This window comes from Streptomyces sp. NPDC059455 (genome assembly GCF_042750115.1).
Lineage (GTDB): Bacteria > Actinomycetota > Actinomycetes > Streptomycetales > Streptomycetaceae > Streptomyces > Streptomyces endocoffeicus.
In genome coordinates this window covers 1-19,595 of the sequence record NZ_JBHYVB010000209.1, presented here as the reverse complement: position 1 = coordinate 19,595, position 19,595 = coordinate 1, and the positions used below count along the sequence as shown (strand labels likewise).

The following is a 19,595-nucleotide window of genomic DNA, read 5'->3' as shown; positions in this document are numbered from 1 at the left end:
CCGCCCGACTTGCGGTACCGAGCCTGCCGACCCACCGCGGCCAGCTGCCAGGGCCCGCGGCGCATTGCCGAGTTCGGGGGACGTCCCACGCCCTGACCTGCGCGGATACCGCCCGCGAGGACGCACCGCCGGGACGCGCTGGGCCGGGATCCGCGGCGCACACCGATCGAGAGGCGTGCGGCGGGGCAGGCCACGGAGAGCCAAGAGGACTTAAAGCGGCAGGACCTGAGCTCGCGGGAGGTGGATAATCCGGGCTCGCGGGACTCAATGCGTATGGGGTGGAACATGTCGCGTTGGAGGCCATTACCGGATTCGCTCGACGACCGGGTCCGGCAGTTGGTTGTGCAGTTGCGCCGGTTGAAGGACCGTAGCGGGCTGGGACTGTCGTCGCTGGAGTCCAAGACCGGCTACAGCCGCTCCTCCTGGGAGCGCTATCTCAATGGGAAGGCGCTGCCGCCACGGCAGGCGGTGGAGGAACTGGCCCGGGTGGGCGGCGTCGAGCCGACCCGCCTGCTGGTGCTCCACGAGGTGGCCGAGGCCGCGTGGCGGGAGAGAGCGGCGGCGGACGTACCGACGGCGGACGGCCGGCGAGCGCCGACGGACGCGCAGGAGCCGAGGGGCGTACGCCGTGGAGTGCTGATCGGCGTCTGCGCGGCCGTGGCGCTCGGCGCGCTGCTCGTCGGACTGCTGATCGCCGCGCCCTGGAAGGACGGAGGGGGCAGCGGGACGGACGCGGCCGAGACGAAGCGCAGCGCGGCCGCCGGGACCTCACATGGCACCTTCGCCTACCGGCCGGGGAAGACCTACCCCTGCGCCATCAAGCGGGAGCACGGACGGAGCTACGCGGGCTACAGCACCACCCGCACCGCCGTCCTCTCCCAGCCGGGATGGGACGTCGTCGAAGCCCAGTGCCTCCTGCACCACCTGGGCTTCGATCCCGGTGGCGCCGACGGCGTCTACGGGGAGCACACCACTCGGGCCGTCAAACGACTGCAGAAGAGGTCCGGGCTGCCGCCCGACGGCATCGTCGGCCCGCACACCTGGCAGGTACTGCGACGATGAGGGACACCACCCCGCCCGCCACCGCATCCGCCTGCACCCGCCTGGCCACCGGGCTGCGCGAGCTCAGAACGCGCACGGGCCTGAGCATGGCGGCGCTCGCCGAGCGCACCACGTACAGCAAGTCCTCCTGGGAGCGCTACCTCAACGGCAAGCAACTCGCCCCGCGCCAAGCCGTCGAAGCGCTGTGCACGATGGCGGGAGAGCCGCCGGGACGCCTGTTGGCGCTGTGGGAGCTGGCCGATGCGGAGTGGAGCGGCCGGGCAGGCAACCCGCCGCGCCCCGCGACCGTACAAGCGACGGCGCCACCGGAGCCCGATGTCATCGGCGACCATGACCGGTCGCCACGTCCAGCCGAGCCGGAGCAACGACACGACAGGCGCACCGGGTTGCGCGGATGGGCCGCTGTCGGCGTGGCCGCGTGTGTGGTCGGGGCCGCCGTGGCAGCGGCGTGGGTGACGGTCCTGGCGAACACGGGATCGAAGGACTCCGCGGCGCACGAACCCTCGTCCACCGCGCCACCGGCCCCCGGTTGCCACGCCCAGGGCTGTGTCGGCAAGGACCCGGGCCTGATGGGCTGCGGCGCACCCGCACGGGTCCGCGCGCTCGGCCCGCCGCTCCGCACCTCCACCGGCGCGCGGCTGGAGTTCAGATACAGCGCGGCGTGCTCCGCCGCATGGGCGCGGATCTGGCACTCGCACATCGGAAACGTCATCGAGGTATCCGCTGACGGCGGCAGGCCGCAGCGGGCCGAGGTCACCGACGCCTACGACGCGGAGGACTACGTCTTCACACCCATGGTCGACGGCACGGACCCCACCAAGCTACGGGTCTGTTTCGAACCGAGGCTCCACCGCACCCGGGAGTGTTTCACCCGCTGACCAGGCGGGTCCATACGCGCAGGGCCGGGTCAGGGCCGAAGTCCATGGATGCCGGAAGTCCATGCATGCCGTTTGAGTCCAAAAGAATACCGGGGTACAGTACGACGGCTCCGCTCCCCCACCGCATTCGGCATCCACACCCCATAGGTGGTTTGACATGCGCGCGTCGCACTTAGGTGAATGTTGTACGGTCCTGGTAGAGGATCGGGCGCTCGATGAATTTCTCGAGGTGGCCGTCGGTGAGTACCAGCGCATCACCTCCGAAACACCGCTGCCGTGCTTCGCTCTCCTCGTGGGTTCGGCGGACCAGGCGACCTTGACCGTCGAGCGCGTCGCGTTCGGCCGCAATGCCCGCACCACCGACCCGGCCGCGCGCCGTGAGTTCACCGAGTCGATCGTGCCGCTCTTCGGCCCGGCGTACGAGAACGAGACACGTGGCTGGTGGATCGACTCCCACGACCTGCTGAGGGCCTCGCGGGAGGCCGAAGCCGACGGTCTGGAGATCCTGGGGTCCGTGCATATGCACCCCGACTGGCATCGCATCGGCCCACCGGAGGAGCGGCAGTTCATCCTCAGCGAGCGGCCGACCCCGATGGACCAGCACGTCTTCGGCAACACCGGTTGGCCCGTCAACCTCATCTGCTACCTGGAACGTCGCGGCGACGTCATGTACCACGCCCTCGCCGCCTGGGCGCCGCCCCCACCCGAGAGCCCTCACCTTCCGTGCGCCGAACTCCCACTGCGGATACGGACCAGGGCCATGGCCGGAGTGTGAGGCCGATGACCATCACGATTCCCACCCCCGACCGGCCACCCCGCCGGTTTCCGACCGCTGGAGGAATTGCCCATGTCTGACGCGTGCACCCCGGACAGGCCCAAATTGCGGCATCTGGCCATTGTCGCCCGTGACCCCGAGAAACTGGCCGAGTTCTACAGCGGAATCTTCGAGATGGAGCTCTTCCACCGGGATCCCGACGGCAGCTGCTTCCTCTCCGACGGGTATCTCACCCTCGCGCTGATCAAGCATCAACTCGACGGCGACACCCCGTTGGGCATGAACCACTTCGGTTTCCACGTCGCCGACACATCCGAGATATCCGCCGCTCTGGTCGCCTCGGGCGCCGATGAGCCCGCCGAGCGCTTCACCAACCGCCCGTTCGCCGAGTACCGGGCCATCGACCCGGAGGGCAACTGGTTCGATCTCTCCGCCCATGGCTTCGGCGGCCCCCGCCCGGCCGCCGAAGCGGACGGCGAGTAACGGGGCCCGGGGCGCCGACCTCAGCCGACCGTATGGGACGGCGCCCCGCACACATCAGCCGACCCGCCGCGCCAACACCTGCCCCGGCCATGCCCCGGACAGAAAGCGCTCGGTGGGAGTGAAACCGTTGCGCTGGTAGAACGCGACCAGTTCGCCCCCGCCGCCCGCCCAGCAATCGACCCGCAGCAGCTCCACGCCGGCGCGCCGGGTCTCCTCCTCGGCATGGACCAGCAGCGCCGCCCCGATGCCCCGGCCGGCGTGGTGTCGGTCGGAGACCAGCAGCCGCACATATCGCTCGGGTTCGTCGGCCGGGGCGATCGGCATCTGCGGGCTGGGCCCGGAGTCCAGCACCAGGGCTCCGACAGGTATCCCGTCCAACTCCGCGATGAATGGGGCGTTCTCGGTGAGATACCGCTCGACCCGCGCCACTCCGCCGGGCCGCCGCGAGTACGGCATCGTGCCCCACTGCTCGGTGTTGCCGCGATCGTTCATCCAGACCACTGCGCCGTCGAGCATGTCCAGCACCGCTGGCGCGTCGGCCGGATCGCCCGGTCTGATCCGTATGGTGTGTGTGGTGTCGTTCACGGCGGAAGTCTAGGCAGAAAAATGCACGGAACCCCCGCTCGATCGAATAGGCGTTCAAGCGGATTGCGAAATTCCCCGGGTGGGCGGGAGTTTTGCATCAGACTTTCGGCCGGTTGTGTGCTGCGAGTGGTTCAGCCTGGGACTACGGTGTTTTCGAGGGTCCGGCAGAACGAAATCGGCGGCACCGGGGCGTGGCGGCATTGGGGCAAACCGTATTCGGGCGACTGTGTGAAGAGCGTCAGTGGAGTCACCCCGCGGTGTTTCTCGCGGTCTACGCCAATGTCGCCGCCCGTCTGGGAGAGCCGGAGCAGGTATCGGCCCGGCAATTCCATCGGTGGTGTGAGCCTGATCCGCCGTACCCGGGGCCGTCGAGCCAACGTGTGCTGGAGGACATGTTCGGCGCATCACTGGAACACCTCGGGTTCCCTCTCCCCCAGCGGCACCCTGGCCCATCGGCATCCGGTGGCACGGACTCGGCGTCGCGGTTCGCCGTGCTGGGGCCCGTTCGCGTCTGGCGTCGTGAGCAGGCGCCCCCGGTCCTCAGGCCGCTGGAGCGCGCCGTGCTGTGTGTGCTCCTGCTGCGGGGACGCACCGCCACCGCGAGCGAGCTGGTCGACGGGGTGTGGGGAGACTCCCCGCCACCTCAGGCGATCGCCAGCCTACGCACCCACGCCTTCCGTCTTCGCCGAGCGCTGGGGCCCGGCGTACTGGTGTCGGAGGCGGGAGGGTACGCACTGCGGATACGGCCCGGGGCACTGGACCTCGCGGTGTGCGAGGACTACGAGGCACGAGCCAAACGTGCCAGGGCGGAAGGGGAGTTGACCGGTGCGCGGCAGCTGCTGCACATGGCGGTGGAGCTGTGGGAGGGGCAGCCACTGGCCGGAGTGCCCGGCCCGTACGCCGAGGCCCAGCGCGCCCGTCTGGAGCAGTGGCGCCTGACCCTGCTGGAGGCGCGCCTGGCTCTCGACCTGGAACTGGGCCTGCACACCGACGCGGTGTCGGAGCTGACCGCGCTGACCGCGGAGCACCCGCTGCGGGAGCGGTTGCGCACGCTGCTGATGACGGCGCTCTACCGGAGCGGTCGGCAGGCCGAGGCGCTGGGTGTGTACACCGACACCCGCCGCCTCCTGTCCGAGGAACTCGGGGTGGCACCCAGCGCGGAACTCGCCCGGCTCCATCAGCGCATTCTGCGCGCCGACCCCACGCTCGCCGGGCCGCGAAGGCCCCCGGCCGGGACCAAAGCCGTACCCACGGCCACACCCGCGCCACGTCCGGCTCAACTCCCGGCGAAGCTCGCCGACTTCACCGGACGCGCCGCCGTCATGGACACCTTGCGGAAGCGGCTGCGGCTCGCCCAGGGGACGGTGATGGCGATCTCCGTGGTGCAGGGACTCGGCGGGGTGGGCAAGACGGCTCTGGCCGTGTGCGTTGCGCAGGCGGTCCGGGAGCGGTTCCCCGACGGGCAGTTGTTCGTCGATCTCATCGGCCACAACGCCCAGCCCGCGGATCCCGCGGCCGTACTGGGCACCTTCCTCCGTGCGCTGGGCACCCCGCCCGCGGAGATCCCGGAGGGGCTGCCCGAGCGGGCGGCGCTGTACCGCTCGGTCCTGGCCGACCGCAGGGTGCTGGTCCTGCTGGACAACGCCCACGACACGGCACAGGTCCGCCCGCTGCTGCCCGGCTCGCCGAGCTGCGCCACGCTGATCACCAGCCGCACCCCGATGTCCGGACTCGACGGCGCCCGTGTGGTCGACCTCAGCATCATGGACCAGCCCGAGGCGCTGGCCCTGTTCACCCGCATCATCGGCGACGAGCGGGCCGCGGCCGAGCCCCACGCCTGCCGCAAGGCCGTCGCCGCCTGTGGCTATCTGCCCCTGGCCATCAGGATCGCCGCCGCCCGGCTGACGACCCGCCCCGCCTGGACCGTGCGCAACCTGACCGACCGCCTGGCCGACGCCCACCGCCGCCTGCACGAACTGCGGGCCGGGGACCTGGCCGTCAAGACGAGCTTCGAGTTCGGATACACACAACTGGGGCCCTCGCAGGCACGGGCCTTCCGGCTGCTCGCACTCACCTATGGACCGGACATCTCCCTGGCCGCGGCCACGGCCACCCTCGGCGTCACCACGCGCGAGGCCGAGCGATTACTCGAGTCACTCGTCGATACCAGCCTGCTGCATTCGCCCGAGCCCGGCCGCTACCGCTACCACGACCTCGTTCGCATCTACGCGCGCGACCGCGCCGAGCGGGATGAACCGCCGGCAGGCCGAGCGGCCGCGATGTCACGCATGCGGGACTTCTATGTGGCCTCGGCGGCACGCGTGTACGCCATGGGCCGACCGGGAGACCGGCTCGTCGACCACCTGATGCCCACCGAGTACCCCGGGCCCGACTTCCCGGACGCCCGCACCGCGCTGGACTGGCTCCTCAGCGAAGCGGACTGCCTCCTCACCTGCGCCCAGCAAGGCGCCAAGTCCCCGGAGCGAGGTGCCGTTCGCCGCGCGGCGGACCTCCTTCTGATCACCCGGGACCTGGTCGAATCCGGTACGCACTACCTGCAGTACGAGGCGGCGGCCCGTTCGGTGGGCAACGCCGCCCACATCGCCGGGGACACGGCCGCGGAGGGCCGGGCCCGCCTGGCGCTGGCGGGGATGTTCCCCGTCACCAGGGGCCAGCAGCAGGCCGACGACGAGGCCCGCCGCGCGGGCCTGCTCGCGACCGCCGCGGGAGACCTGACCACCGCCTGCCACGCCGTGAACGTACGCGGCGTCGTGGCGATCTACCAACAGCGCTACGACGACGCGGAAGCACACCTCCGCGAGGCACTGCGCGGCTTCCGGGCCGATGACAATCTCGCCTGCGTGGCCAGTGTGTTGTCCAACCTCTCCCGTGTACACGCCGCCACCGGCCGGGCCGGCAGCGCCGTCGACCTGGCCACACAGGGAGTCGACCTCCGGCGGAGCCTGGGCAGCACCTGGCGCATCGCCAATGGCCAACTCGCCCTGGGAATCGCTCTGCACCGGGCGGGACGGCATGCCGCGGCGGTGGGCGAACTGCTGGAGGCGCTCAGCACCTTCCGCGACAACCGGCAGCGGCTCTGGAAGGGATCCACCCACGCCCGGCTGGCCGAGGTGTACCTCGCGTCGAACCACCCGGCCGAGGCGGCCACACATGCCGAGCAGGCACTGGCTCTCGGCTCCATCGGCAACAAGTGGCGCCGCGGGTCGATCCTGAGTGTGCTGGGCCAGGCATTGGAGCAACTGGGGCAGCCGGACAGGGCCCGCGCGTGCCGCCGCAAGGCCGAGATGTCCTGGGTCTGGTGGAGCCCCTGATCGGCTGAGCTCTGTTTTTCGTACCGGCCGGGGCATTCAGCGGTAGGTCGGCATCCTTTCGGGTTGCGGGCCTGTCGGCGGAAGCCGATTCGCGGCTGTGCGGACCAAGGACCGGTTGACTTGGCGCGGGTGGAGGCGATGGCGTCTCCGCAGCGCGTCTTGTGAGGGCAGCCACGTTGATCAACAGACGGAAGGTACTGCGGGCGGGCACGGTCGGTGTTCTGGGCACGGAGATGGTGGCTTCGCAGTCACCGCCCGCCTCCGCCACGCCACCACCCGATGTGGCGGAGCGGGTCAGCCGGCGGGACTGGGAGCTGCTGGACCAGGCGCTGTCATCGCGTTCCACCCTCTACCGGCCGGGGGATTCCGGCTACCCGCCGCTGGCGCTTCCGTTCAACCATCGGTACGCCGGGATCCGGCCGGCGGGAATCGTGGCGTGCGGCAGCACCAGGGATGTCAGTACGGCGGTCCGCTGGGCCCGTACGGTGGGGCTGGCCGCCGTACCCCGTACCGGGCTGGGCCACAACTACGCCGGGTACTCCGCCACCACCGGTCTGCTGCTCAACATGGCCCGTATGAAGAGCATCGACTCCACCCCGGCGCCGGGCCCCCGCTCCCGGACCCGGACGTACGGGCGGATCAAGGTCGTCCACGATGCGGGCACCGTCACCGTCGGGGCCGGGGTCACCAACGGCGATCTGCACCCGATGCTGGAGGACCGCGGCATGTTCGTGCCGACCGGCCGCTGCCCCACGGTGGGGGTGGCCGGGCTGGTGCTCGGCGGCGGGATCGGCTTCAGCGACAAGATGTTCGGCCTGACCTGCGACCGGCTGGTCTCGACGGACGTGGTACTGGCCGACGGCGATGTGGTGGAGGCCAGTCAGGACTCGCACTCCGACCTGTTCTGGGGCTGCCGCGGCGGCGCGGGGAACAACTTCGGTGTCAACACCTCCTTTACGTTCCAGTACGAGCAGTTCCAGGGCAACGTGGGCTTCTACCAGCTGAGCTGGAGTCTGGACTCGGCGCTGCCGGTGATGGCCGCCGCGCAACGGATCGCCGTGGACACCCTGCACGACAAGCGGTTCCATCTCCGCGTCGGCATGGGAACTCATGGGCTCACCAGGGACGAGATCCGCGCCAACGCGGGCGTCAACGCCATCGGCCAGTACTACGGCGACCTGGAGGAGTTGCGCGACATCCTGGCTCCGCTGCTCGCCATCGGCACGGCCGAGGAGCGGGCCGCCAACAACGCGTCGGTCCGCGAGGTCACTCCGGGTGAGGCGAGCGTACTGCTGAGCGCCACGACGCCGGTCCAGCAGTTCGCCACCAAGTCGGCGGTGCTGACCCCCCGGACACTCCTGACCGATGACCAGGTCGCCGCCGCCGCCGAGCAACTGCTGGAATGGCCTGGCAGCAACAATGAGGACGGAGCCGGGCTCGCCATGTTCGCCCTCGGTGGCGAGATCAACCAAGTGCCGCCGGACGCGACGGCGTTCGTTCACCGCAACGGAGTGTTCATCCTTGCCGCCGAGACCTCGTGGGCGGACTACGACCCGCCCCGCGTGGCCACGGCGAATCTTCAGTGGCTGCCCGAGTTCTACCACGCCATTTTCGGCGGTACGCCTCCTCCGCACTCCTACCAGAACTTCCCGGATCCGACCCTGAAGGACTGGCGGCGGGCCTACTACGGTGCGAACTACGACCGGCTGGTCCGGGTGAACCGGAAGTACGACCCGACCAACTTCTTCAGCTATCCACAAGCGATCGGCACCTGACGTTTCGCGGGGCTTGACAGTCGATCAGGCCCTTCATACGTTGCTCATCTTGCCCTTTTCGGGGCGGGGTCGCATGCACCGCGGTGCGGCTGGGACATCCCGAAGGGTTCCGCGGTGCGCCCATGGCTCCCCGACGCTCGTGGCCACCGGCGCACGACGCCCCCTCAGCACACGCCCCCACGAGCGGCTGGGCGAGCACCCTACGGGACCGGCCCTTCCTCGGCTTCGTCGTACTCAACTTCGGCCTCGCGCTGCTCTCACTCGCCTTCGGCCTCGGTGTTCCCGTCTTCCTCGTCGACACGGTGCACCTGCCGCCGTGGATACCCGGCACCGTCCTCGCGGTCAACGCCGTACTCGGCGCGGTGGGCGCCACACCCGTCGGCGCCGCCATCACGGGGCGTAGCCGAAGCGGCGGCCTCATAGTTTCGCAGGCCATCGTCGGCTGTGCGTTCATGGCGGTGCTCTGCTGCGCGTACGTGCCGTCGGCATTCGGCGTCTGCCTCGCTCTCGCCGCGGTCGTCCTGGTGACCCTCGGCGAACTCATCCAGAGCCTGATCGTGTCCCCCATCGTCAACGACTGTGCCACGGCGGCGAGTCGCGGCCGATACAACTCGCTCTCCCAAATGGCCTTCAGCGTCGGCGACGTCGTCACACCCGCCCTCATGACCACACTTCTCGCCCATGGACCGGCCGCCGCCTGGATCCCGATGGCGGCCCTCGCCCTGGTCAACATGCTCGGCATCGCCCTGCTCACCAACCACCTCCCCGCGATGCGGCGACGTGTCAACCAGCCGGGCCCCACCGAAGCCGACGGCTGCGAGTAGCCGCCGACGGGCGAGTGCCGGCCGGGACGTCCGAGAGGAGCCGGGGCGTCCGGTGGAGCCGGGGCGTCGGCCGCTTGTCAGTGCCGCCGGTGAGAATGCCGGGCATGATGACACCGATCCATGCCGATGGCTTCGAACAGGTCGCGCTCTGCCGCGATGAGGAAACCGGGCTCCGGTCGGTCGTCGTGCTCCATGACACGACGCTCGGACCGGCCCTGGGCGGGGTACGGATGCATGCGTACCGCGACGAAGACGCCGCCGTGCTGGACGGCCTGCGCCTGGCCGAGGCCATGACGCTCAAGGCCGCGGCCGCCGGGCTGGGACTGGGCGGGGGCTGGAGCATCATGATCGGCGACCCGGCGCGCCACAAGGACGAGCGGCTGCTGCGGGCGCACGGCCGTGCGCTCGCGGCCTTCGGGGGGCGGTTCATTCCGGTCAACGACATCGGCACCACGCAGGCCGACATCCGCGTGATCGGGCGGGAGACCTCGCCGGTGTGCGCGGCCGGGGATCCCTCTCCCCTGACGGCGCTGGGGGTGCTGGAGGGAATCCGTGCCTGTCTGCGCGCCTTCGGTGGTGACGGCGGCCTGGCCGGGGTGCGGGTATGCGTCCAGGGAGTGGGCAATGTGGGATCGGCCCTGGCCGATCTGCTGGCCGCGGAGGCCGCGGAGTTGATCGTGGCGGACACCGACCCCCGCCGGGCGGACGCCGTCGCGGCACGGCACGGCGCTCGGGTCGTCGCACCGGAAGCGGCGCCGACCGTAGCATGCGATGTGCTGGCGCCCTGCGGGCTGGGCAGCGTCGTGACCGACGAGACGCTGCCGCGGCTGGACTGCCGCATCATCGCGGGCGGCGCCAACAACGTCCTGGCCACGCCCGCTCACGCCGCCATGCTGCAGGCGCGCGGAATCCTCTACGCACCCGATTTCTGCGTGAACGCCGGCGGTCTGATCTTCCTGGAGGAGCAGCTCCTCGGCCACGACAGCGCACACGCCGAGGCACGCGTCCGCCAAGTCGGTGTCCGGGTGGCCGAGGTGATCGACCGCTCACGGCGCACGGGCGTATCCACCGCGGACGCCGCCACCGAACTCGCCCGGGCACGACTGCGTCCGTGACGCGCCGCGCGGACGAGACCCGACGACCGACGATGGCTGGGCCGCCGATGGCTAGAAGCGCGGCATTCCGGAGGGCGGTTCCGGGATCGCCCGCCTCGCCGTCACCGCCTCGATGAACTCCCGTGGCGGAAGGTAGCCGTGGGCGGTGACGTAGTGGAGGACGAGATTGGGGGCGATGAGCCATCGGCCGTCGCGGGCGAGGAGCCTGATCTCGGCGCTGCCGAGGGTGACCTCGGTGCCGTCGGCGTTCACCACGACGGGGTAGGGCGGCTTTCCCTCCGGGTGCGGGAGGGTGCAGCTCTGCCAACCCCGCATGCGGTTGGTGGAGTTGTCCCGGCAGAGGACCGCGAGCGCGTGGACGAATTCCGTCGGCACCTCACCGCGGGGGAACTCCTCCTCCCGCTCCAGCCATCCGACATTGACCGCCTGGACGCCCTGGGGCACCCCGATGCCGGGGGTGTAGGCGTAAGGGGAGCCGTCCTCGTACCGCACCGCGTGTTCCTCTCGTACTCGTTGGGCATCGCTGATGGCCGCTGCCCCTGCGACCGTACGGTGTGCGGCACCGCGCACACCGAGCGGGTCAGCGCGCCAGCCGCCCCAGGAGCGAGGAGGCCGCCGTGATACCGGCCGCCGCGGCCAGCACCAGGACGGCGTAGTCGAGTGCGAGGTGGTGCGGGGTGCCCAGCAGCAGTCCACGCAACGCGTCGACCTGGTAGCTCAGCGGATTGGCCTTGCTGACGGCCTGGAGCCAGCCGGGCATCAGCGCCACCGGATACAGCGCGTTGGAGCCGAAGAACAGCGGCATGGTGATGGCCTGCCCGATGCCCATCAGCCGGTCGCGGGTCAGCACGATCCCGGCGATGGTCATGGACAGACAGGAGAAGAAGGCCGAGCCGAGGATCACCGCGACGGCCACCCCGAGGAGCCGCAGCGGGTTCCAGGTCAGCGCCACCCCGAGCAGGGCCGCGATGGCGATCACCACGACCGCCTGGATCAGCGCCTTCACCCCGGAGGCGAATGCCTTGCCGGTGATCAGGGCGGCTCGCGGGGTCGGGGTGACCAACAGTTTGGTGAGGATCCCGGCGTCCCGCTCCCAGATGATCTGGATCCCGTAGAAGATGGCAATGAACATCGCGGACTGGGCGATGATGCCGGGTGCGAGATAGTCGATGTACGGTGTGCCGCCGGTCGGTATGGCCTTGAGCCGGGTGAAGGTCTCGCCGAAGATCAGCAGCCACAGGGCGGGCTGGACCGCCCGGGTGTACAGCTCGGTGCGGTCGTGCCGCAGCTTCTGGAGCTCGACCACGCACATCGCGACGACCCGCGCGGGCAGCATCCGCCAGCCGGTGCGGGCGCGCGGCGGGGTCAGCAGTGGATCGGGGCGGCCGTCCGGCGCGAGCCCGGCGGCGTCAGCCGACCCGGGACGCGGTGCGACGGGTGCTTCGGACATCGCGGAAATCTCCTCCCTGCTCGTCGAGGCCGCTGCCGGCGACGTCGCGGAAGACGTCCTCCAGGGTCGGCTTGGGATCGGCCTCGCCCTCCGCCCGGCGGCGTCCGGCCAGCTCGGAGCAGAGTTCATGGGGCGTTCCGAGGGCGTGGATCCGGCCGCGGTGCATCAGCGCGAGCCGGTCGCAGTACTGGTCGGCCTCGTCCATGTAGTGCGTGGTGACCAGCACGGTCATCCCGGTGGCCGCCCGTACCGCGTTGATGTGCTCCCACACACTGGTCCTGGCGATCGGGTCCAGGCCGATCGTCGGCTCGTCCAGCATCAGCAGCCGGGGCGCGCTGACCAGCGCCTGGGCCAGTTCGAGGCGGCGGATCATGCCGCCGGAGTACGTCTTGGCGAGCCGGTCGGCCGCCGCGGTGAGATCGACCGCCTCCAGCACCCGCGCCACGCGGTCGGCCCGCTCCCGCCGGGTGACGTCGAAGACGCGGGCGAACAGCTCCACGTTCTCCCGGCCGGTGAGCCCGGCGTCGGCGGACAGCTGCTGCGGTACGTAGCCCAGCAGCCGGCGGACCGCCATCCGCTCCTTCGCCGCGTCGTGCCCGAACACCCGCACCATGCCGGCGGGGACCGGCAGCAGGGTGGTGATGCAGCGGATCGCGGTGGTCTTGCCCGCTCCATTGGGGCCGAGCAGGCCGAAGACCTCGCCCGCCCGGACCGTCAGCTCCAGGTCGTCGACCGCCTTGGTCTCCCCGAACGCGTATCGCAGGCCCTCACAGGCGAGCGCGACGGGAGCGGTGCTCTCCGGGACGTCGGTCATATCCCTTCCACCTCCTCATGAAGGTTCTCGGCCAGTGTGCGCAGCGCCGGAACGGCCGCGGCCAGCGCCGCCCGCTCGCTCTCGGACAGCTTCGCCACCTGCTCGCGGACCAGCGCGCCGCGCCGTGCCTGCCACTCCCGCAGCCGGGCCTCGGCGGCGGGAGTGGCCGTCAGCCGGGCGGAGCGCCGGTCCTCGGGGTCGGTCTCGCGGTGCAGATAGCCCGCCTTCACCAGCTGGTTGACCAGGGTGGAGACCGAGTTGCCCGCGAGGTAGAGCTCCTTGGCCGCGGCCGACACCCGGATCCCGGGGTGGGCCATGACCAGCCGCAACAGCTCCACCTGGGCGCCGCGCAGCCTCGGCTCCGTCATCCCGGCCCGCAGCCGCCGCCGGATCAGCCGCTGGACGCCGCCCAGTACGTCGGCGAACGAGTCGGGGAACTCCTCTGTGGCCATGTCTCCACTTTACCTCTCAGTGAGAGGTAAATGCCCAGGGGTGACAGGGGTGCGGAGTTGCTCCTTGACTCCCCCTGCGCCCGCCTGTGATGCTGGCGCGCACATCATTTAATAAGCGTGGTTGATTTAACCCTGGGTGGTGCCGGGAACGCACCGCGTGGGCCTGCTCGACGTGGGCACCGGTCAGCGAGCACGCGATCCGCAGAAGCGAAGACTCTCGAAGGAACGACATGAGCGAGACACGTCGGCACGGGATAGGCCGACGCCACTTCCTGTACGGCGCGGCCGCGGTGGCGGCCGGTGTCATGGGCACCGGATGCACCCCCGATGACGCGCAGGGGACAAGCGGCTCGGGTGGCGAGCCGGTCATCGCCATCGACGCCCAGCGGAGATCGTTCAAGGTGAGCCCGTATATGACCGGGGTGAACGGGGCCAAGTGGTACGACGACGCCTACGGAATGTGGGACTCGAAGCACAACCGCCCCGCCCCGGGCATCGTCGCAAAGATCAAGAAGTCCGGGATCGGGATGATCCGGTACCCCGGTGGCACCTCGTCCAACCTGTTCAACTGGAAGGGCGCGATAGGTCCGCAAGAGGACCGGACCCGCCAGGTCGAGGGAAAGCAGGGCGCCACCGTCGACAGCCGGTTCGGGCCGGACGAGTACATGGCCTTCATCCGGCAGGTCGGCGCCACGCCACAGATCATGGCGCCGTTCGCCAACTCGACTCCGGAGGAGATCGCCGACTGGGTCGCCTACATGAACGCCCCACAAGGGACCAAGTGGGGAGATCTGCGAGCGCGGAACGGCCATCCCGAGCCCTACGGCGTGCGCTACTGGGAAATCGGCAACGAACTGTTCGGCAAGCACCAGCGCTACTGGATGAGCGCCGATGACGACAAGGCCATGCGGCAGTACGCCTTCGGCGGCACACAGCGACAGAAGCGCCAGCACGTCGGAACGCCCACCGACCACCGGCCCTCCGCCTCGATCAGCAACGGCCGGCCGAACCAGACCTTCACCATCTGGTACCCACCCGTCATCCCCAAAAGCCAGACCATCCGCGTCGGTGAGGCCACATGGCGCGAGGTCGCCGATCTCTCCTCGGCCGGGGCTGACGACCGCGTCTACACCTTCGAACCGAGCAACGGCACGATCCACTTCGGCGACGGCCGACACGGAGAGGTCCCCCGGAAGGGGGCGAAGATCACCGCCGACTACGACTCCGGTCCCCACGACGGGTTCGTCGACTACTACACCAAGATGAAGGCCGTCGATCCCACGATCGACGTGCTCGCCGTCTGGGCGCCCATCGAGGCGGGGAAACTCGCGGACGGGAAGAGCTTCCCCGAGCTCCTGGACGAGCACGGCCACGCCGACAAGTACGACGGCATGGCCATCCACCCCTACACCAACTTCCAGCGGGACCTCAAAGCCACCAGCTTCCCGGACAAACGGGCCGGACACGACTACCAGATGCTGGGCGACGCGGCCGCCGCCAAGATGGTCTCCGACCTCACCGCGCAGATACGCAAACACGGCAAGGATGACGGCTACGTCGCGGTGTCCGAGTGCGGCGCCCTCTTCTTCGGAGGAGAACGCGACTCCGACGCCTATCCCCAGTACTCCTTCGCCATGTCCCATGCGCTCTACATGGCGTCCCAGTGGGCCCGGTTCGCCGACCTCGGCGTCCGCTGGACCGCAAGCAACGACCTGATCGGGGAGAAGCCAGGACTGTCACGGACTCTCTTCGGCGGCGCGCCCAGCTTCGTGCGCACCCCCGACGCGATCGTGCGCGAGCAGCTGAGCGGCTTCTTCCACGGCGGCGGACATGTCGTGGACAGCGAGGTGAAGAGCAACGCCGAGGTCTCCACCCACGAGACACCGCTGGGCTCGTCCTACGAGGCGCTGGCCACCACCGCCGCCGTCGACAAGGACGGAGTCCTCAGCGTCCTCGTCGTCAACCGCTCACCGGACAAGGACCTCAAGTCCCGGGTCGATCTGGGGAGTTTCCGGCACGCCGGTACGGTCGACGTGTCCGTGGTGGCGGGCAGGTCCTACGACGATTTGAACAACGACGAACACCCCGACGCCGTCACGATCGAAAAGTCCCACGCCACGGCGAAGGGCGACTCCCTGAACTGGACATTCGCGGCGCACTCGGTCACGCTCCTGCGTTTCCCACCGCCCACGTCCCGCTAGCCGTCCGCTCTCTCTGCTGGAGGGGCCCGCCTCCAGCAGAGAGGCCTGCCTCCGGCAGAGGGGGCGGACCCCGCCGAGGAGGCTTCGGTTCAGCGGCGCAGCAGGCTCGCGGTGAGGCCATCGGCCACGAGCTGGAAGCCCAGCACCAGCAGGGTGACGGCGGCCATCGGACCGATCGCGTACCAGGGGTTCTGCGCGAGGAAGTTCATGCTTCCCTGGAGCAGCGAGCCCAAGGAGGGGGCCGGTGGCCGGATGCCGAGGCCCACGTAACTCATTCCGCCCTCGATGAAGACCGCGGTCGACATGGAGAGAGCGAACTGCACGATCAGCGGGTCGAGGCCATTGGGCAGGATGTGGCGCACCAGTATCCGCACCCGGCCCGAGCCGATGGCCGTGGCCGCGACGACGTAGTCGCGCTGGCGTTCGCCGACGACCGACGACCGGATGAGCCGGCCGAACAGCGGCACATTGACCAGTGCGATGGTCACCATGACCGCGGTGCCTCCGGAGCCGATGATCATGGCGACGGTGACGCCCGCGATAAGCGCGGTGAACGACAGCATCACATCGAACAGCCTCTGTATGACGGTGTCGAGCCACCGGGCCAGTCCGCTCGCGAGGCCGATGAGGATTCCGGCGAGGGCACCGATCGGGACGGCGATCACGGTGGCGAACACGTCCTGGCGCAGCCCGTACAGCACCCGGGAGAACAGGTCGCGGCCGTACTCGTCGGTGCCGAGCGGATGCGCGCCCGACGGATGGGCGAGGGCGAGCGGCCCTTGCTGTGTCGGCGAGGCGGGTGCCAGCAGCGGGGCCAGCGCACCGGCCAGAACGAGCACCACGACGAGCCCGAGGCCCATGCTCAGCACCGGCCGGCGCAGCAGCCGCGACCAGCCTCCGCCACGGACGACGGCGGCGGTGGGGGTGGCCGTCGGCGGTGTCTCGGTGGTGGCGGTGGTGGTGGTCATGCTCACTCCATCCTGAGTCGGGGGTCGACGGCCGCGTGCAGCAGATCCGTCACGGTCTGCAGGACGACGAACACCGTGACCGTGATGAGCAGCAGATTCTGAACGACGAAGTAGTCGCTGCTCTTGAGGGAGTCGATGATGAGCTGGCCCACCCCCGGCCAGGCGAAGATGGCCTCCACCACGATCGCCCCGCCGAGCATCTGGCCGATCTGGATGCCGAGGACGGTCAGCACCGGTGGCAGGGCGTTCGGAAGCGCGTGGCACAGCACGATCCGTCGCCGCCGCAGGCCCTTCGCCGTGCCGATGCGGATGTAGTCCTCGCCGAAGACCCGCCGGATCGATGTCGACAGGAAGCGGGCGAGTACGGCGGCGGCGGGGAGGGCCAGGGCGAGGGCCGGCATGATCAGGTACTGCACCCCGATCTCCGGGTCCGCGAGCACGGAGACATGGCCGCCCGCGGGCAGGATCCGATGGGTGATGGCGAACACCATCACCAGGAGCACTCCACTGACGTACGGCGGTATCGCGAAGGCCAGCGCGGTGGCCGCGGCGGTCGCGCCGCGGACGAGGCGGCCCTTGGCCACGCCGAGGACGAGCCCGGCCAGGCCACCGAGCAGGACGGCCAGGACGATGGCGCCCAGGGTGAGTTCGAGGGTGTTGCCGAGGCCGTTGCCGATCAGGGTGGCGACCGGCACGCCACGTACGTAGGAGTCGCCCAGGTCGCCCGTCAGCACCCCGCCGAGCCAGGTCAGATACTGCTGGGGCAACGGGGCGTCCAGTCCCAGCTGGTGCCGGACGGCGGAGACGGTCTTGGCGGAGGCGTCCGGGCCCGCGGCGAGCACGGCGGGGTCGCCGGGTGCCAGGTGCAGCACGCTGAAGACCACGACCGATGCGATGGCGAGCACCGCGATGGCCGAGGGGACACGCCGGAGTGCGTAGCGGAGCATGAGGTCCTCCTCATGCCAGGTAGGCATGGTCGAGGTCGATGCCGTCGTACATGGTCCAGGCCAGGCCTTTGAGCGACGCCTGAATGGCATACGTATGGGTGCTGTTGATCAGGTCGATGACGAACTGCTGCTCAAGGAACAGCTGGTTGAGATCCCGGTAGGCGGCGGTCAGGGCGTCGCCCTCGCCGGTCCAGATATCATCGGCCAGGCGGCTGTACTCGGGATCCCGGAAGTTGGACGCGTTCTGCTGGGCGTTGAACGGCCAGGAGCCTTTGACGAGCGTCGACGGAGTCAGCTGCCCGAAGCCGTGGCCATTGACGAACAGGCCGGGGATCTTCCCGCTGACGAACATCTTCTGGTACTCGGCGTCCTGTTTGGGCTGCAGCCGGCAGGTGAGGCCGACGTCCTCGAGGTTCGCCTGCACGATCTGGGCGATCGCGGCGTTGGTCGCCAGTGTGTTGCTGTAGTACAGGTCAACCTTGGCGTCGGCCGCGCCGGACTGTCGCAGCAGACGTTTCGCCTTGCCCGGGTTGAGTGTGTAGGCCGCCGCCCGGTCGGGGTCCCAGGCGGCCGTTCCGGGTGACCACGGCAGGCTGCTCGGGCGGCCGATCCCGCCCAGCGCCTGGGCGAGAACCCGTTTCCGGTCGATCGCCCAGGCCACTGCCTGCCGTACCTCGACCTTGTCCAGCGGGGGGACCTCGACGTTGGCCCCGATGTAATAGGTGAGGTCGTGGGCATCGGACTGCACGAGGCGGAACCCCGGCCGGTCGCGGATACCGGCGGCGTCGAGCGGCGACAGATCGAGGGCCAGATGTGTCTGCCCGGAGCGCAGGGAGGCCACGGCGGACGACGACTGCGCGGCGATCGCGATCTCGATGCCGTCGAGGTAGGGACGGCCGGGCTTCCAGTAGTGGCGGTTGCGTTTCAGCGAGATGGACGAGCCCGGCTTGTAGGACTCGACGGTGAACGGTCCGGTGCCGATGATCTCGCGTCCCGAGGCGAGGTCGGTCACCGACTCCCGGTCGATCAGGACCATCATCTCGAACATGTCCCACACATTGCTGACGGCCTTGCCGAAACCCACCGTGACCTCGTGACCGCCGGTCCGCTCGGCCGAAGTGACCTGCTGGGCCACGGCCTTGACCTGGGAGCTGGTGGTGTCCTTCGTCAGATGGTCCAGGACGAACACGACGTCGTCAGGACCGAAGGGGCGGCCCGAGTGGAACGTCACATCGTCGCGCAGCTGGAAGACATAGGTCCGTCCGCCGTCCGACACCCGCCAGCTCTTCGCGAGCGACGGCCTTGGCCGCAGAGTCCTGTGGTCCAACTCGGTCAGCGTGTTGAAGACGGTGCGGCTCACCGAGAAGTTGGGGTTGATCTGTGACAGCAGGAAGGCGGGCAGGATGTCCGTGCCCTGGACCATGTGCAGGGTGCCGCCGTGCCGCGGCCCGCCTCCGGATCCTTGCTGTTCCGCGACGGCACTGCGGCAGGCGGTGCTCAGCGGGCCCGCCCCGAGTGAGAGTCCCGCGGCGAGGACCGTGCGGCGTGCTGGCTGACCACGTTGTCCGGTCACGCTGGCTCCTACCGGGTTGCCCATTTAAATCAGAGTAGTTTATTTATCTGCGCTGGGCCGACCTTGCAACCGAAACCTCCGGGAGGTCAAGGGCCGGGACGCGCGGGACCGAGGCCGGGACCGAGGTGGAGTGAGGCCCCCGGCCGGAGGGAGTCAGGCCGCAGGAGCGGGGGCGAGTGGGTCGAGGAAGTCCGTCTCGGCGATGTCGAGGGCGAGGCGTACGGCACCGGTGACCACGGCTTGCTCGCGCAGGGGCGAGGCTTCGACGCGAGGCACGCGCGGGACGAGCTCGGTCAGCCGGGGACGCAGCGGCGGGAGCAGAACGAGATCGACTGGAATGCGGCGGGAGCCACCTCGATCC

Annotated in this window: 17 protein-coding genes and 1 pseudogene; 9 read left to right on the top strand and 9 right to left on the bottom strand. The window is 69.8% G+C overall.

Annotated elements, in window-relative coordinates:
* Positions 1 to 285 precede the first annotated feature (285 nt).
* From ACFXB5_RS44210 to ACFXB5_RS44195, 4 genes are all read left to right on the top strand, one after another.
* A complete protein-coding gene (locus ACFXB5_RS44210; RefSeq protein WP_385219445.1) occupies positions 286 to 1,062 on the top strand; it encodes a peptidoglycan-binding protein in 777 nt (258 codons plus the stop codon).
* On the top strand, positions 1,059 to 1,940 hold the full coding sequence (locus tag ACFXB5_RS44205) for a helix-turn-helix domain-containing protein (RefSeq protein WP_385219443.1): 882 nt from the start codon (positions 1,059 to 1,061) through the stop codon (positions 1,938 to 1,940). The genes ACFXB5_RS44210 and ACFXB5_RS44205 overlap by 4 nt, the downstream gene beginning before the upstream one ends.
* 229 nt (positions 1,941 to 2,169) lie before the next feature.
* A complete protein-coding gene (locus ACFXB5_RS44200; RefSeq protein WP_385219441.1) occupies positions 2,170 to 2,715 on the top strand; it encodes a hypothetical protein in 546 nt (181 codons plus the stop codon).
* A gap of 72 nt (positions 2,716 to 2,787) precedes the next feature.
* On the top strand, positions 2,788 to 3,198 hold the full coding sequence (locus ACFXB5_RS44195; RefSeq protein WP_385219439.1) for a VOC family protein: 411 nt from the start codon (positions 2,788 to 2,790) through the stop codon (positions 3,196 to 3,198).
* Positions 3,199 to 3,252: 54 nt separating this feature from the next.
* On the opposite strand, the gene ACFXB5_RS44190 is transcribed toward ACFXB5_RS44195, so the two are convergent.
* On the bottom strand, positions 3,253 to 3,783 hold the full coding sequence (locus ACFXB5_RS44190; RefSeq protein ID WP_385219437.1) for a GNAT family N-acetyltransferase: 531 nt from the start codon (positions 3,781 to 3,783) through the stop codon (positions 3,253 to 3,255).
* A 392-nt stretch (positions 3,784 to 4,175) separates the two neighbouring features.
* Here ACFXB5_RS44190 and ACFXB5_RS44185 point away from each other — a divergent pair, with 392 nt between their 5' ends.
* The 4 genes from ACFXB5_RS44185 to ACFXB5_RS44170 all read left to right on the top strand — a co-directional run bounded on the left by ACFXB5_RS44185 (position 4,176) and on the right by ACFXB5_RS44170 (position 10,829).
* Complete coding sequence (locus ACFXB5_RS44185) at positions 4,176 to 7,115, top strand: BTAD domain-containing putative transcriptional regulator (protein ID WP_385219435.1); 2,940 nt, start codon at positions 4,176 to 4,178, stop codon at positions 7,113 to 7,115.
* Between the two features lie 176 nt (positions 7,116 to 7,291).
* Positions 7,292 to 8,890, top strand: coding sequence for an FAD-binding oxidoreductase (locus tag ACFXB5_RS44180; RefSeq protein WP_385219433.1), 1,599 nt, complete (start codon positions 7,292 to 7,294; stop codon positions 8,888 to 8,890).
* A gap of 122 nt (positions 8,891 to 9,012) precedes the next feature.
* The gene (locus ACFXB5_RS44175; protein WP_385219431.1) at positions 9,013 to 9,714 is read left to right on the top strand and encodes a hypothetical protein; all 702 of its coding nucleotides are present in this window, start codon (positions 9,013 to 9,015) and stop codon (positions 9,712 to 9,714) included.
* Positions 9,715 to 9,818: 104 nt separating this feature from the next.
* Entirely contained in the window at positions 9,819 to 10,829 is a 1,011-nt protein-coding gene (locus ACFXB5_RS44170) for a Glu/Leu/Phe/Val dehydrogenase dimerization domain-containing protein (RefSeq protein WP_385219430.1), read from the top strand.
* 51 nt (positions 10,830 to 10,880) lie between these two features.
* On the opposite strand, the gene ACFXB5_RS44165 is transcribed toward ACFXB5_RS44170, so the two are convergent.
* From ACFXB5_RS44165 to ACFXB5_RS44150, 4 genes are all read right to left on the bottom strand, one after another.
* On the bottom strand, positions 10,881 to 11,321 hold the full coding sequence (locus ACFXB5_RS44165) for a hypothetical protein (protein ID WP_385219428.1): 441 nt from the start codon (positions 11,319 to 11,321) through the stop codon (positions 10,881 to 10,883).
* 88 nt (positions 11,322 to 11,409) lie between these two features.
* The gene (locus tag ACFXB5_RS44160; protein ID WP_201847021.1) at positions 11,410 to 12,279 is read right to left on the bottom strand and encodes an ABC transporter permease; all 870 of its coding nucleotides are present in this window, start codon (positions 12,277 to 12,279) and stop codon (positions 11,410 to 11,412) included.
* The gene (locus tag ACFXB5_RS44155; RefSeq protein WP_385219426.1) at positions 12,239 to 13,093 is read right to left on the bottom strand and encodes an ABC transporter ATP-binding protein; all 855 of its coding nucleotides are present in this window, start codon (positions 13,091 to 13,093) and stop codon (positions 12,239 to 12,241) included. The genes ACFXB5_RS44160 and ACFXB5_RS44155 overlap by 41 nt, the downstream gene beginning before the upstream one ends.
* Positions 13,090 to 13,545 (bottom strand): MarR family winged helix-turn-helix transcriptional regulator, encoded by a 456-nt coding sequence (locus tag ACFXB5_RS44150; protein WP_385219425.1) that lies wholly within the window; start codon positions 13,543 to 13,545, stop codon positions 13,090 to 13,092. The genes ACFXB5_RS44155 and ACFXB5_RS44150 overlap by 4 nt, the downstream gene beginning before the upstream one ends.
* A 230-nt stretch (positions 13,546 to 13,775) precedes the next feature.
* Between ACFXB5_RS44150 and ACFXB5_RS44145 the strand changes: the two genes are divergently transcribed.
* Positions 13,776 to 15,746, top strand: coding sequence for an alpha-L-arabinofuranosidase C-terminal domain-containing protein (locus ACFXB5_RS44145; protein WP_385219423.1), 1,971 nt, complete (start codon positions 13,776 to 13,778; stop codon positions 15,744 to 15,746).
* Positions 15,747 to 15,835: 89 nt separating this feature from the next.
* Here the strand turns inward: ACFXB5_RS44145 and ACFXB5_RS44140 are convergent, their stop codons facing one another.
* The 4 genes and pseudogenes from ACFXB5_RS44140 to ACFXB5_RS44125 all read right to left on the bottom strand — a co-directional run.
* A complete protein-coding gene (locus ACFXB5_RS44140; RefSeq protein WP_385219421.1) occupies positions 15,836 to 16,714 on the bottom strand; it encodes an ABC transporter permease in 879 nt (292 codons plus the stop codon).
* 2 nt (positions 16,715 to 16,716) lie between these two features.
* Positions 16,717 to 17,661, bottom strand: coding sequence for an ABC transporter permease (locus ACFXB5_RS44135; protein WP_385219420.1), 945 nt, complete (start codon positions 17,659 to 17,661; stop codon positions 16,717 to 16,719).
* A 10-nt stretch (positions 17,662 to 17,671) separates the two neighbouring features.
* On the bottom strand, positions 17,672 to 19,234 hold the full coding sequence (locus ACFXB5_RS44130) for an ABC transporter substrate-binding protein (RefSeq protein WP_385219418.1): 1,563 nt from the start codon (positions 19,232 to 19,234) through the stop codon (positions 17,672 to 17,674).
* Positions 19,235 to 19,387: 153 nt separating this feature from the next.
* Positions 19,388 to 19,595 (bottom strand): annotated as a pseudogene (locus tag ACFXB5_RS44125) (hypothetical protein); the annotation flags it as partial.